Source organism: Janibacter indicus (assembly GCF_900176385.1).
Classification (GTDB): Bacteria; Actinomycetota; Actinomycetes; order Actinomycetales; family Dermatophilaceae; genus Janibacter; species Janibacter indicus.
Genome location: NZ_FWXN01000013.1, coordinates 75539 through 88841 on the forward strand (window position 1 = coordinate 75539; position 13303 = coordinate 88841).

Sequence of the window (13303 nt, forward strand, 5' to 3'; positions counted from 1 at the left end):
AAGTCAGCCGCCGAACTCGTCGAGGCCCTTGCGAGCCTGGTCGAGCCAGGCCTGCTGGGCGTCGAGCTGCTCGCGCAGCTTCGCCGCGCGGGAGGCGTCGCCGCGGCCTTCGGCCTCCTCCACCTCTGCTCGCAGCTCGGCGACCTTGGACTCGAGCTGGGTGACCATCGACGAGGCGCGGGCGGACAGCTCGGGGTTGGAAGAGGCCCACTTCTTGTCCTCGGCCTCGCGCACCGTCTGCTCGACGCGGCGCATCCCCTTTTCCATGCGGTCGATGTCGGCACGCGGCACCTTGCCGGCGGCCTCCCAGCGCTCCTGGATGCCGCGCAGCGCGGCCTTGGTCTTGTCGAGGTCCTTGACCGGGAGCAGCGCCTCGGCCTCGGCGAGCAGCGACTCCTTGACCTCGAGGTTGCCCCGGTGCGCCTCGTCCTCCTTGGCCGCCTCGGCGTCCTTGGCGTTGAAGAAGGTGTCCTGGGCGGTGCGGAAGCGCTCCCACAGCCGGTCGTCGTCGGCGCGGCCGGCCCGGCCGGCGCGGCGCCACTCGTCCATGAGGCGCTTGTAGGCGCCAGCGGTGGCATTCCAGTCGGTCGAGGTCGACAGGCGCTCGGCCTGCTCGACGAGGTCCTGCTTGATCGCCTTGGACTCGCCGCGCGACTGCTCGAGGTGGGCGAAGTGGGAACGCCGGGCCTTGTCGAAGCCGTTGCGCGCCTTGGAGAAGCGCTGCCACAGCGCGCTCTCGACGTCCTTGTCCAGCCGGACCTTGCCCCGCTGGTGGGCCTTCCACTCGTCGAGCAGGGCCCGCATGCGCGCGGTGGACTGCTTCCACTGGACCTTGTCGACGGGCTGGGCCGCGATCTGCTCGGCCTCGGCCACGATCTTCTCCCGCTCGGCGGCTGCGACCTTCTTGGCCTCGGCGCGCTCGGCGGTCTCGGTCTGCCGCTTGGCGGTCAGGCCTTCCTCGAGCTCGCCGATGACCGTGGCGAGTGCCGGCAGGTCACCGACGACATTGGGCTGCTCGGCGTGCTCGCGCAGCGACTTCAGCCCGTCGGCGATCTCCTTGGCGGAGACGTCGTGGGAGTCCAGACGCTGGCGCAGGAGGGTGGCGGAGGCGAAGAGCTCGTCGTACTTGCGGGCGAAGTACTGCAGGGCCTCGTCGGGGGTGGCGCCGGGGTAGGAGCCGACCTCGCGTTCGCCGTCGCCCTCGCGCACGAAGACCCGGCCCTCCTCGTCCGCGCGGCCGAAGGCGGCCGAGGCGGAGTGGTCGGTGGTGACCGCCGGCACCTCGGGGGCCGGGGTCACGGAGGGGTGGGGAGCCATGCGGGCCAGGGCCGCAGGGGAGGGCGCAGCGGGGCGCGGGGCGTTGGTGTCGTCACTCACAGGCTCGAGGTTACCCATTCCCGTAGCGCGTGCGGGGGCGCACGTAGGGTTGGGACGTGCTCACCGTCTCCTTCCCGGCCCAGGCCTTCGGGACCAACTGCTACGTCCTCGCCGACGCCCCGGGCGAGGAGTGCGTCATCGTCGACCCGGGGATCGGCATCGAGGAGACCTTGCGGGAGGTGCTCACCACCCACCGGCTCAAGCCGGCGGCGGTGCTCCTCACCCACGGTCACGTCGACCACGTCTTCTCGGTGACCCCCGTCTGCGGCGGCGAGCTGGCTGCCTACATCCACACCGACGACCGCTACCGTCTCGCCGACCCGCTGTCGAGCTCGTCGCTCGGCCCGGCCCTGAGCGGCATGCTCGAGCAGCAGTTCGGCAAGCAGGTCACCTGGCGTGAGCCCGAGACGGTCGTCGAGATCACCGACAGCGAGCGGCTGACCGTGGCCGGTCTGGAGCTCGAGGTCGCGCACGCACCCGGGCACACCGAGGGGTCCGTGGTCTTCGGGATGAGCCGGGTACCCGATGGCATCCCCGACGAGGCGCAGGTCGACCGCACCCTGATCACCGGGGACGTGCTCTTCGCCGGCTCGATCGGGCGCACCGACCTCCCGGGCGGGTCGGACGCAGCGATGCAGGAATCCCTTCGTCGTGTCGTCCATCCGCGACCGGACTCCAGCCTCGTCCTGCCCGGACACGGACCGGCGACGACGCTCGGCCGCGAAAAGGCGACCAACCCGTACCTGCAAGGACTGTGATGAACGACCGCGCCACCGCCCCCCGACCGACCAAGGTCACCCCCCTGTCGGGCTTCCCCGAGTACCTGCCGGAGCAGCGGGTCGTCGAGCAGCACTTCATCGACGTCATCCGCTCGACCTTCGAGCTGCACGGCTTCCCGTCGATCGAGACCCGTGCCGTGGAGCCGGTCGAGCGGCTGCTGGGCAAGGGCGGCGACGCCGACAAGGAGATCTACGGGATCCACCGTCTCGCCGATGACGAAGGGGGGTCCGCCGCCGGTCGTGAGGGGCAGCTGGGCCTGCACTTCGACCTGACCGTGCCCTTCGCACGCTACGTCGTCGAAAATGCGGGTCGGCTGAGCTTCCCCTTCCGCCGCCACCAGATCCAGAAGGTCTGGCGTGGCGAGCGGCCCCAGGAGGGGCGCTACCGCGAGTTCACCCAGTGCGACATCGACGTCGTCGACGCGGGGGAGCTGGCGCCGCACTTCGAGGCCGAGATGCCGCTCGTCATGGCGGAGATCTTCGCCAAGCTGCCGATCCCGCAGATGGTCATCCAGGTCAACAACCGCAAGATCCCGGAGGGCTTCTACCGCGGGCTGGGGATCGACGACGTCGCCGGCACGCTGCGCATCGTCGACAAGCTCGACAAGGTCGGGCCCGACAAGGTCGTCGCGCTGCTCGTCGAGGCCGGGCGCACGCCCGAGCAGGCGCAGGCCTGCCTCGACCTTGCGGCGATCCGGACCGAGGACACCTCCTTCGTGGAGCGCGTCCGTGCCCTGGGCGTCGAGCACGAGGTGCTCGACGAGGGGCTCGCCGCCCTGGCGGCGGTCATCGAGACCGGCGCCGCGGCAGCGCCCGGGGCGATGGTTGCGGACCTGCGGATCGCCCGCGGTCTCGACTACTACACCGGCACGGTCTACGAGACACAGCTGGTCGGCTACGAGTCGTGGGGCTCCTTCTGCTCCGGCGGCCGCTACGACGAGCTCGCCAGTGACGGGCGCACCACCTACCCGGGTGTGGGGATCTCGATCGGTCTCTCGCGACTGCTCGGCCTGCTGCTCGGAAAGGGACTCGTCGGTGCCTCGCGGAAGTCGCCGTCGGCGGTCCTCGTCGCGGTGACCGACGAGGAGACCCGGGCCCGGTCCGTGGCGGTGGCCACGGCGCTGCGTGCGCGGGGGATCCCCTGCGAGGTAGCGCCGGCGGCGGCGAAGTTCGGCAAGCAGATCCGCTTCGCGGAGCGCCGGGGCATCCCGTACGTGTGGTTCCCCGGCGCGGCCGAGGGCGACGGCGACCAGGTCAAGGACATCCGGTCCGGCGAGCAGAGTGACGCGGATGCGGCGTCCTGGGAGTGCCCGGCGCAGGACCTGCGACCTCAGGTCGTGGCGCTCGAGGGCTGAGCCGGGCAGCTCGCACCCGAGCGACCCTCACCCAGGCTGCTGCCACAGCCACGGGTGGGTGTGTCCGACGACGCCTTCCTCAGCGATGCACTCTGCGGCGCTGCGCAGCCGGGCCCTGCCGTAGGGCGGCAGCCGACGACGGCGGGCGTCGTGGGCCAGGAGGTCGATGACGCCGAAGGAGTCGTCCCGGATCTCGTCGTCGAGATGCCCGGTCGCTGGTGCCGCCGCCGTGGGCCGTGCCGCAGCGGACGTCGCTGGGTCGGGCGGGTCATCCGGGACCAGCGCCACTCGGTAACCGATATGGGCGAGGAGCACGCCGAGGCTCTCCAGGGTGAGCGAGGATGCGTCCGTCTCGGCCCGACCGACCGCGGACCGGCTCCACCCCAGCTCGTCCGCCAGTGCCCGCTGGCTGAGGCGATGCTGCTTGCGGTGGCGGCGCATGAGCAGGCCGACCCGGGTCGACGGCGTGAGCTCTGCTCGCGCTGCCTCGAGCTCGGCGACCGGTCGCTCGGTGGTCCAGCCGCGGACCGGGCTCGTCCGGATCGGGGGAGGCTCGACGGTCCGTGGCCAGTAGAGGCAGTCCAAGCAGTCCTCGCAGTCGCCGGGGGCGGTGCAGTAGCTGCAGGGAGCCGGGCAGCCGTCGAGGTCGCTCACCTCAGCGGGCCCGGTGGGTTGGGTGGTCTGCTCGTCGTCCATGGTCCATGGTCAATGGGTCGAGCAGGGTTGCGACAGGCGCGGCTGCAACCTGTGGAAGGCAGTGCGCCTCGGTGCCGGGGTGGGGACGACGCCCGCCCTGGTGCGCCCGCCGCGTCGGTCCTGCTCCACGTGGTGGGTCAGCCCTTCAGGGGCCTGTCCGGTGAGGGGCCGGGCTGGCTACGGCTCTGCTCCACGAGATGGGTCAACCGGGCGCCGGAGCGAGCCGCCACGCTACGGCAGTGGGCCGAGGGCGAGGGCCTGCGAGCCGAGGCGCCTGACCCATGTGGTGGAGCAGGAGCGTAGTGCCGGCCACGGACCCCTGATCCATCTGGTGTGCCACCTCTTGACCCACCAGATGGAGCAGAACCGTCAGCTCCGGGAGCCGCCGGAGTCCGGGCCCGGGGGCGGGCGCAGGCCGCAATCGGCGAGCTCGAGCAGCGCCAGCTCGTGGATGACGTCGGCATCGCCGCGGCGCCACGCGCCGGCGGGGTCGGGGCTGATCCGGGACAGGCGCTGCAGCGGCTGGTTGGCCATGGCTCGCAGGGCGAAGAGGTCGAGGTCGTCGACGTGGTCCACGAGCGACTGGGCCGCCGTGGCGCGTCGGACGAACCGCAGGCGGGCGGCGAGCCAGAAGGTGCCGACGATGAGCACCGGGGTGAGGGCGGTGACCCAGCCGAGGGTGGTGGCCAGGCGCTCGACCGCGTCGACGAGGTTGTGGCCGGCGTCCTCGATACTCGTCCCGGCGCCAGCGGCGTCGCGGAAGGGGTCGGCCACCCGGTCGTCGAGGATCGGCAGGTCGTCGACGTTGTCGCCGGCGGACTCCAGCCGTTCCTTGAACCCACTGCCCGCAGACTCCAGTCTGCGCCCCGGCTCGGCCAGCTGCATCGTCGTGTCGTGCACGGCCACGCCGATCCGGGCCCAGACGAGCACCCAGGCGAGCATGAGCGCGTCGGCCACGAGCTGTCCGGTTCGACGTGCGGGCAGATCCGCATAAAGCTTCATGCAGGCCATTACACTCCCCATCTTCATGCAGGCCATTACACTCCCCATCCGTGGCCCTGCCACCCGTGGGCACAATGGCGTGCCCGCGGCACAACACGCACCCTCCACGGAAGGCCGGCCCCGGTGAGCAGCACGCCCATGGAGCGGGCCGTGCGCACCTGGCTGACCCAGCTGGACGTCGAGCGCGGGGTCTCCGCCCACACCCTCGCGGCCTACACCCGTGACGTCCGGCGCTACGCCGCGCACCTCGCCGAGCAGGGCATCACCGCTCCCGGCGACGTCACCGAGCTGCACGTCTCAGGGTTCTTGGCCTCCCTTCGCACCGGGGACGACGAGCACCCACCGCTGGCCGCCACCTCCGCTGCACGCACGCTCGTGGCCGTGCGCGGGCTGCACAAGTTCCTCGCGCTCGAGGGGGAGACCGCGCACAACCCGGCCCAGGACGTGGCGCCGCCAGCACCCCCTTCGCGCCTGCCCAAGGCCATCGGCCGCGACGAGGTGACCCGACTCATCGACGCGGCCGGTGTCGGCGACGGGGCGATCCCGCTGCGCGACCAGGCCCTGCTCGAGGTGCTCTACGGCACCGGGGCGCGCATCTCCGAGGCAGTGGGCCTCGACCTCGACGATCTCGACCTCGACATCGGTGCCGCGCGGCTTCTCGGCAAGGGCGGCAAGGAGCGCGTCGTCCCGCTCGGCTCCTACGCCGTCGACGCGGTGCGGGCCTGGCTCGTGCGCGGTCGCCCCGAGCTGTCGGCGAAGGGGAAGGCGGGCCCGGCGCTCTTCCTCAACCGCCGCGGCGCCCGCCTGTCCCGCCAGAGCGCCTGGGAGGTCATCACCACGGCGGCCGGACGGGCCAACCTCTCCGGGCACGTCTCGCCGCACACCCTGCGACACTCCTTCGCCACCCACCTGCTCGAGGGCGGCGCCGACGTGCGGGTCGTGCAGGAGCTGCTCGGGCACGCCTCGGTGACGACCACGCAGATCTACACGATGGTCACCGTCGACCAGCTGCGCGAGGTCTACGCACAGAGCCACCCCCGCGCCCGCTGATAGTGTCGGCGCTGATCAGCGAGAGGCTGACCGACCGCCAGACCCGATGGAGTGATCCGACTGTGGCATCCGAGGTGACGCCGCCGCTCGACCTCGAGCACGACATGGCCCAGCCGGGTCCGACCGGCCGACCCATGCCCTCCTTCCCCGAGCCGCCGCCCCTGGCGTCGCACGGCCCGGCCCGCATCATCGCGATGTGCAACCAGAAGGGCGGCGTCGGCAAGACGACCACGACGATCAACCTCGGCGCCGCGCTCGCCGAGGCCGGCCGCCGGGTCCTGCTCGTCGACTTCGACCCCCAGGGCGCCCTGTCCGTCGGGCTGGGCGTGCCCACCCACACGCTCGACCTCACGATCTACGACCTGCTGGTCAGCCGCGGGCACGAGATCACCGAGATCATCCAGCACACCTCGGTCGAGGGCCTCGACGTCGCCCCGGCCAACATCGACCTGTCGGCCGCCGAGGTCCAGCTCGTCGGCGAGGTGGCCCGCGAGCAGATCCTCACCCGGGTGCTGCGCCCCGTCGTCGACGACTACGACGTCGTCCTCATCGACTGCCAGCCCTCGCTCGGCCTGCTCACGGTCAACGCGCTCACCGCCGCCCACGGCGTGATCATCCCGCTCGAGACCGAGTACTTCGCCATGCGTGGCGTCGCCCTGCTCGTCGAGACGATCGACAAGATCACCGACCGGCTCAACCCCGGCCTGACGATCGACGGCATCCTCGCGACGATGTTCGACGGACGCACGCTCCACAGCCGCGAGGTCGTCGGCTCGGTCGTCGAGCACTTCGGCGACAAGGTCTTCCACACGGTCATCTCCCGCACGGTGAAGTTCCCCGACGCCACGCTCGCCGCGGAGCCGATCACCACCTACGCCACCGGCCACTCGGGCGCCAACGCCTACCGTCAGCTGGCCCGCGAGCTCATCTCGCGCGGCGGCGCCCCCTGACGACCGTGGAGGCCGTCCCCGGCGGCGTCATCACCAAGCGTGGTGCAGAGCAGGCCTTCACCGTTCACCTGGACAACTTCGAGGGTCCCTTCGACCTGCTGCTCGGTCTGATCAGCAAGCACCAGCTCGACATCACCGAGATCGCGCTGGCGCGCGTCACCGACGAGTTCATGGCCCACCTGCGGACGCTGCAGGCGAGCGAACCCTCCTGGGACCTCGGGCAGACGAGCGAGTTCCTCCTCGTCGCGGCGACCCTGCTCGACATCAAGGCCGCCCGCCTGCTGCCCAACACCGGCGACGGTGACGAAGAGGACCTCGAGCTCATCGAGGCCCGCGACCTGCTCTTCGCGCGCCTGCTGCAGTACCGCGCCTTCAAGGACGTCGCCGCCCACCTCGGCGAGACGATGCAGGCGACCGGGCGCATGACCGCCCGCCAGGCCGGCCTCGAGCCGCACCTGGCGCAGCTGCTGCCCGAGCTGGTCATCAGCATCACGCCCGAGCAGCTGGCGATGATCGCCGCCCGGGCCCTGACCCCCAAGGAGCCCGAGACCGTCGGGCTGACCCATCTGCACGCGCCGGCCGTCAGCGTGCGCGAGCAGGCGGTCGTCGTCGTCGACCGACTGCGCAGCGAGGGCACGACGTCTTTCCGCGCGCTGGTGCGCGACGCCGACTCCACCCTCGTCGTCGTGGCCCGCTTCCTCGCGCTGCTTGAGCTCTTCCGTGACAAGCAGGTCGTCTTCGACCAGCCGGAGGCCCTCGGTGACCTCGAGGTGAGCTGGACCGGCAGCGACGAGGGCACCGTGGACGTCGGGGCCGAGTTCGACGAAGGGGAGGCTGCGCCCCCTTCGCCGGAGCAGGAGGACGCAGCGGACGTGGAGGACGACGATGACTGAACCCGAGACCCTGCCGGACCAGCCGCAGGACGACGCCGCAGCCCCGGAGGCGGAGACCGGCGACGACGTGCAGGTCGCCTTCGACGTCGGCGAGCTGCCCGGCGGTGCCCGCGCGGCGATCGAGGCCGTGCTCATGGTCGTCGAGGAGCCGGTGACCGACCACGCGCTCGCCTCTGCCCTGGAGCTGCCCGTCGAGGAGATCCGCGAGGTCCTCGACGACCTCGAGCGGCACTACGGCGACGGCACCCACGGGTTCACCGTGCGCAACGTCGGGGGAGGGTGGCGCTTCTACAGCCACCACGCCTACGCCCCGGTCGTCGAGCGCTTCGTCCTCGACGGCCAGCAGTCGCGGCTGACCGCGGCCTCCCTCGAAACCCTCGCCGTCGTCGCCTACCGCCAGCCCATCTCCCGGGCGCGGATCAGCGCCGTCCGCGGTGTCAACGTCGACGGTGTCGTGCGCACCCTGCTCACCCGTGGCCTGATCATCGAGGTGACCAAGGACGAGGAGTCCGGTGCCACGCTCTACGGGACGACGCCCTACTTCCTCGAGCGCATGGGCCTGAACTCCCTCGACGACCTGCCGCCCATCGCCCCCTACCTGCCCGACGCATCCGTGCTCGACGAACTCGTGAACGAGGCCCGCTGATGACCCCACCCCGCAACCGCCGTCCCGGAGGCCCCCAGGGTGCCCCCCGAGGCACCGGACCGAAGAAGCCCCCGCGCCCCGGCCGACGCCCCCAGCCCGACCGGGGGACCACCGGTCGCAGCCGCAAAGGCCAGCCCGACCTGGCCCCGGAGCCGCCGCGCCTGCCGACGATCGACGTCCACGACCCCGAGGGCACCCGCCTGCAGAAGGTGCTGGCCGCCGCAGGCGTCGGCTCCCGCCGCGCCTGCGAGCTGCTCATCGCCGAGGGCCGCGTCGAGGTCGACGGTCAGGTCGTCACCGAGCTCGGGGTGCGCGTCGACCCCCTTCGCCAGACCGTCCACGTCGACGGCGAGCGGATCCAGCTCGACGAGTCGCGGGTCTACCTCGCCTTCAACAAGCCTGCGGGCGTCGTCACGACGATGTCCGACGAGCTCGGCCGGCTCAACATCGGCGACTACGTCGCCGGCCGCCCGGAGCGGCTCTTCCACGTCGGGCGCCTCGACGCCGACACCGAGGGCCTGCTCATCCTCACCAACGACGGCGACCTCGCCCACCGGCTGCAGCACCCCGCCCACGGCGTGCTCAAGACCTACATCGCCGAGATCCCCGGGCCGGTGCCCAAGGACCTCGGCAAGCAGCTGCGGGCGGGTGTCGAGCTCGACGACGGGCCGGTCCAGGTCGACTCCTTCCGCATCGTCGACTCCAAGCCGGGCAAGGCGATCGTCGAGGTGATCCTCCACGAGGGCCGCAAGCACATCGTGCGTCGCCTCCTCGACCACGTCGGTCACCCGGTCATCTCCCTCGTGCGCACCCAGGTCGGGCCGATCACCCTCGGCTCGACGAAGTCCGGCCGGTGGCGCCCGCTCAGCCAGCGCGAGATCAGCGACCTCTACAAGGCCGCGGGGCTGTGACGGCCTCCGCCGAGGCGAAGGGAGCGGCATCCGCTCTGCCCCCGGTGCACGTCATCGGGACCGGCCTCATCGGCGCGAGCATCGGGCTGGCGCTCACCGCCGCCGGTGCCGACGTCACTCTCGAGGACCAGTCGGAGACCTCGGTCTCGCTGGCCCGTGACCTCGGGGCAGGACGGATCAGCGCCGACGTCGCCCCCGGTGTCGTCGTCGTGGCCGCGCCGCCGGACGTCACGCCTCGGCTCGTCGTCGCCGCGCTGCAGCGGTGGCCCGAGGCCGTCGTCACCGACGTCGCGTCCGTCAAGCAGGTGATCCTCGCCGATCTCGTGCGTGCCGGCGTGGCCATCGAGCGCTATGTCGGCAGCCACCCGATGGCCGGCCGCGAGCGCTCGGGCGCGATCAGTGCGCGGGCCGACCTCTTCGAGGGCCGGGCGTGGGTGCTCTGCCCGCACGAAGGAACCGACCCGGCCGCCACGCAGGTCGTCTCCCGGCTCGCCCGGGCCACGGGCGCCGCGGTCACGACCCTCAGCCCCGCCGACCACGACGCCGCCGTGGCTGCCGTCTCCCACGCACCGCAGGTCGCCGCCTCGCTCGTCGCGGCCCGGCTGGAGCACCTGAGCGAGCAGGCCGTGGGCCTGGCCGGCCAGGGCGTGCGTGACGTCACCCGAATCGCCGCGAGCGACCCCGGCCTGTGGACCCAGATCCTCTCCGGCAACGCCGGAGCCGTCGCACAGGTGCTGCGCGCGATGTCCCAGGACCTCGTCGGGATCGTCGAGGCCCTCGAGGCCCTGTCGACGGATCCGCACGTCGCGGACGCCCCCGGCGCCCGCGCGGTGCTCGCCCGCAGCATCGCCGACGGCAATGCCGGCCACGCCCGCATCCCGGGCAAGCACGGTGCGCCGCCGGCTGCCTACGCCGTGGTGCGGGTCGTCGTCGACGACCGACCCGGCGAGGTCGCCCGGCTGCTCACCGAGATCGGTGAGGAGGGGGTCAACATGGAGGACCTGCGGCTCGACCACGGGCTCGGCCTGCCCTTCGGCGTGGCGGAGATCTCCGTGCTCCCGGCCGCCGCGGGACCGCTCACCGAGGCCCTGCAGACCCGTGGGTGGCAGATCCACTCCTGAGCGGCGACTAGGCTGACCCCTCGTGACCAGCCAGCCCGCCCCCTTCGTCATCGGCATCGACGGACCCTCGGGATCCGGCAAGTCCAGCGTCTCGCGTGCCGTCGCCACCCGGCTCGGCGCCGGCTACCTCGACACCGGCGCGATGTACCGCGCCCTGACCTGGTGGTGCCGCCACACCGAGGTCGATCTCGGCGACGCCGACGCGATCATCGCGGCCGCGCTCGGCCTGCCGCTCGAGATCGGCGATGACCCGCAGGCGCCGACGGTCGCCGTCGACGGCACCGACGTCGCCGTAGCGATCCGCACCAGCGAGATCAGCTCTCTCGTCTCGACCGTCGCGACCGTGCCCGAGGTGCGCGTCGAGATGCAGCGACGTCAGCGCGCGCTCATCGACGACATCTCCGCGCGCCACGGTGCGTGCGTCGCCGAGGGACGCGACGTCACGACCGTCATCGCGCCCGACGCCCAGGTGCGCATCCTGCTCACCGCGAGCGAGGAGGCCCGGCTGCGGCGCCGCTCGCTCGAGGTGCACGGCGCCACCGACGACGCGGCCATCGCCGCGACCCGCGACCAGGTCGTGCGGCGCGACCGCGACGACTCGACCGTCTCGCAGTTCACCGAGGCCGCGGAGGGTGTGACCGTCGTCGACACCTCCGATCTCGACTTCGAGGGCTCGGTCGCCGCGGTGATGGACGTCGTCGCTGCTGCGCGAGCGAGCTGACACCCCCTTCGACATCTGCGGCCGCGGCCGCCCACGGCTGCGACAATGGCCGTCACCACCGACTGACCAGGAGCATCGTGGACACCACCGAACCCACCGCATCCCACGGGGACGACGAGAGCGCCGAGGGCGTCGAGCGGGTGCTGCGTGCCGGGCTCGAGGACTTCGAGCTGACGCCCGAGGACCGCGCGATCATCGACGGCTTCCAGCCGGAGGCCGCCGAGGAGGCCGCCGGACCGCTGCCGGTCGTCGCCATCGTCGGCCGGCCCAATGTCGGCAAGTCGACCTTCGTCAACCGCGTCCTGCGCCGCCGTGAGGCGGTCGTCGAGGACACGCCGGGCGTCACCCGTGACCGGGTCGCCTACGACGCCGAGTGGGCCGGGCGCCGCTTCACGCTGCTCGACACGGGTGGCTGGGAGATCGGTGCCGAGGGCATCCACCTGCGCGTCGCCGAGCAGGCCGAGGTGGCCATCGAGATGGCCGACGTTGTCGTCTTTGTCGTCGACGCCATCGTCGGTGCCACGGACGACGACGAGGCCGTCGTGCGGCTGCTGCGCAAGTCCGGCAAGCCGGTCGTGCTCGTGGCCAACAAGGTCGACGACCAGCGCTTCGAGGCCGACGCCGCCGCCCTGTGGAACCTCGGCCTCGGCGAGCCGCTGCCCGTCTCCGCCCTCCACGGACGGGGGAGCGGCGACGCCCTCGACGCCGTCCTCGACGTCATGCCGGAGGTCTCCGCCTCCGCCAAGGCACTGCCCGAAGGGGGTCCGCGTCGCGTGGCCCTCATCGGTCGGCCCAATGTCGGCAAGTCGAGTCTGCTCAACAAGCTCGCGGGGGAGGAGCGGGTCGTCGTCGACGACTTCGCTGGCACCACGCGCGACCCGGTCGACGAGATCATCGAACTCGGCGGGCGCCCCTGGCGCTTCGTCGACACCGCTGGCATCCGGCGCCGGGTGCACCAGACCAAGGGCGCCGACTTCTACGCCTCGCTGCGCACCCAGGCGGCGCTCGAGAAGGCGGAGGTCGCCGTCGTGCTCATCGACACGCACGAGTCGATCACCGAGCAGGACCTGCGGATCATCAGCCAGGTCGTCGAGGCTGGCCGAGCACTCGTCATCGCCTACAACAAGTGGGACATGCTCGACGAGGAGCGGCGCTTCTACCTCGAGCGCGAGATCGAGCGTGAGCTCGTGCAGACGCAGTGGGCGCCGCGGGTCAACATGTCGGCGCTCACCGGTCGCCACGTCGACCGGCTGACGCCGGCTCTCGACACGGCTCTCGACTCCTGGGACACCCGCGTGCCGACCTCGCGACTCAATGCCGTGCTCGGCGAGATCGCCTCGGCACACCCGCACCCGGTGCGCTCGGGCAAGCAGCCGCGGATCCTCTTCGCGACCCAGGCCTCGACCCGTCCGCCGCGCTTCGTCATCTTCGCCTCGGGCTTCATCGAGGCCGGCTACCGACGCTTCCTCGAGCGTCGCCTGCGCGAGGAGTTCGGCTTCGAGGGAACCCCGATCGAGATCTCCGTGCGGGTGCGCGAGAAGCGTCGTCGGCGCTGATCCGAGACCCGCGGACCTCGATTCGGTGAGTGCCGGGGACGTGGGATATGGTGACGTTCGCTCCTGAGGGAGCAGCCACGGGCTGTGGCGCAGCTTGGTAGCGCACTTGACTGGGGGTCAAGGGGTCGCAGGTTCAAATCCTGTCAGCCCGACCAATGTGATGTCTCAGGACATCGGCATAGCCGGACCTACGTTTTTGTAGGTCCGGCTATTGCTTTTGTGGGCCGGGTTTTCGGCCGGTGGGTT

13 protein-coding genes and 1 tRNA gene are annotated in these 13303 nt (G+C 71.8%); 11 read left to right on the plus strand and 3 right to left on the minus strand.

The features are described from left to right. Window positions 1-3 precede the first annotated feature (3 nt). Window positions 4-1377, minus strand: coding sequence for a DUF349 domain-containing protein (locus B9B60_RS15355; RefSeq protein WP_234993896.1), 1374 nt, complete (start codon window positions 1375-1377; stop codon window positions 4-6). Between the two features lie 56 nt (window positions 1378-1433). Between B9B60_RS15355 and B9B60_RS15360 the strand changes: the two genes are divergently transcribed. Together B9B60_RS15360 and hisS are read left to right on the plus strand one after the other, a co-directional pair. Further along, window positions 1434-2135 carry an MBL fold metallo-hydrolase gene (locus B9B60_RS15360; RefSeq protein ID WP_084452777.1) on the plus strand — a complete coding sequence of 234 codons (702 nt, stop codon included), beginning with the start codon at window positions 1434-1436 and terminating at the stop codon, window positions 2133-2135. Beyond that, the gene (hisS, locus tag B9B60_RS15365) at window positions 2135-3511 is read left to right on the plus strand and encodes a histidine--tRNA ligase (protein ID WP_084452780.1); all 1377 of its coding nucleotides are present in this window, start codon (window positions 2135-2137) and stop codon (window positions 3509-3511) included. The genes B9B60_RS15360 and hisS overlap by 1 nt, the downstream gene beginning before the upstream one ends. A 27-nt stretch (window positions 3512-3538) precedes the next feature. Here the strand turns inward: hisS and B9B60_RS15370 are convergent, their stop codons facing one another. Together B9B60_RS15370 and B9B60_RS15375 are read right to left on the minus strand one after the other, a co-directional pair. After that, window positions 3539-4207 (minus strand): helix-turn-helix domain-containing protein, encoded by a 669-nt coding sequence (locus B9B60_RS15370; RefSeq protein ID WP_084452781.1) that lies wholly within the window; start codon window positions 4205-4207, stop codon window positions 3539-3541. A 369-nt stretch (window positions 4208-4576) separates the two neighbouring features. Continuing rightward, complete coding sequence (locus B9B60_RS15375) at window positions 4577-5164, minus strand: hypothetical protein (RefSeq protein WP_234993897.1); 588 nt, start codon at window positions 5162-5164, stop codon at window positions 4577-4579. 183 nt (window positions 5165-5347) lie between these two features. Here B9B60_RS15375 and B9B60_RS15380 point away from each other — a divergent pair, with 183 nt between their 5' ends. The 9 genes from B9B60_RS15380 to B9B60_RS15420 all read left to right on the plus strand — a co-directional run bounded on the left by B9B60_RS15380 (window position 5348) and on the right by B9B60_RS15420 (window position 13212). Continuing rightward, entirely contained in the window at window positions 5348-6259 is a 912-nt protein-coding gene (locus tag B9B60_RS15380) for a site-specific tyrosine recombinase XerD (RefSeq protein ID WP_084452785.1), read from the plus strand. A 104-nt stretch (window positions 6260-6363) separates the two neighbouring features. Continuing rightward, window positions 6364-7209: a ParA family protein gene (locus tag B9B60_RS15385; protein WP_084452806.1), complete on the plus strand. Its 846-nt coding sequence runs from the start codon at window positions 6364-6366 to the stop codon at window positions 7207-7209. 5 nt (window positions 7210-7214) lie between these two features. After that, window positions 7215-8102 carry a segregation and condensation protein A gene (locus tag B9B60_RS15390; RefSeq protein ID WP_084452788.1) on the plus strand — a complete coding sequence of 296 codons (888 nt, stop codon included), beginning with the start codon at window positions 7215-7217 and terminating at the stop codon, window positions 8100-8102. Continuing rightward, window positions 8095-8748, plus strand: coding sequence for an SMC-Scp complex subunit ScpB (gene scpB, locus B9B60_RS15395; protein WP_084452790.1), 654 nt, complete (start codon window positions 8095-8097; stop codon window positions 8746-8748). The genes B9B60_RS15390 and scpB overlap by 8 nt, the downstream gene beginning before the upstream one ends. Continuing rightward, complete coding sequence (locus B9B60_RS15400) at window positions 8748-9659, plus strand: pseudouridine synthase (RefSeq protein WP_084452791.1); 912 nt, start codon at window positions 8748-8750, stop codon at window positions 9657-9659. Before scpB ends, B9B60_RS15400 begins: the two co-directional genes overlap by 1 nt. Continuing rightward, a complete protein-coding gene (locus B9B60_RS15405; RefSeq protein WP_084452794.1) occupies window positions 9656-10780 on the plus strand; it encodes a prephenate dehydrogenase in 1125 nt (374 codons plus the stop codon). Before B9B60_RS15400 ends, B9B60_RS15405 begins: the two co-directional genes overlap by 4 nt. Window positions 10781-10802: 22 nt before the next feature. Beyond that, window positions 10803-11501, plus strand: coding sequence for a (d)CMP kinase (gene cmk, locus B9B60_RS15410; protein WP_084452810.1), 699 nt, complete (start codon window positions 10803-10805; stop codon window positions 11499-11501). A gap of 74 nt (window positions 11502-11575) precedes the next feature. Further along, a complete protein-coding gene (der, locus tag B9B60_RS15415) occupies window positions 11576-13057 on the plus strand; it encodes a ribosome biogenesis GTPase Der (protein ID WP_084452808.1) in 1482 nt (493 codons plus the stop codon). A gap of 78 nt (window positions 13058-13135) precedes the next feature. Continuing rightward, window positions 13136-13212 (plus strand) — tRNA-Pro (locus tag B9B60_RS15420). Window positions 13213-13303 lie beyond the last annotated feature (91 nt).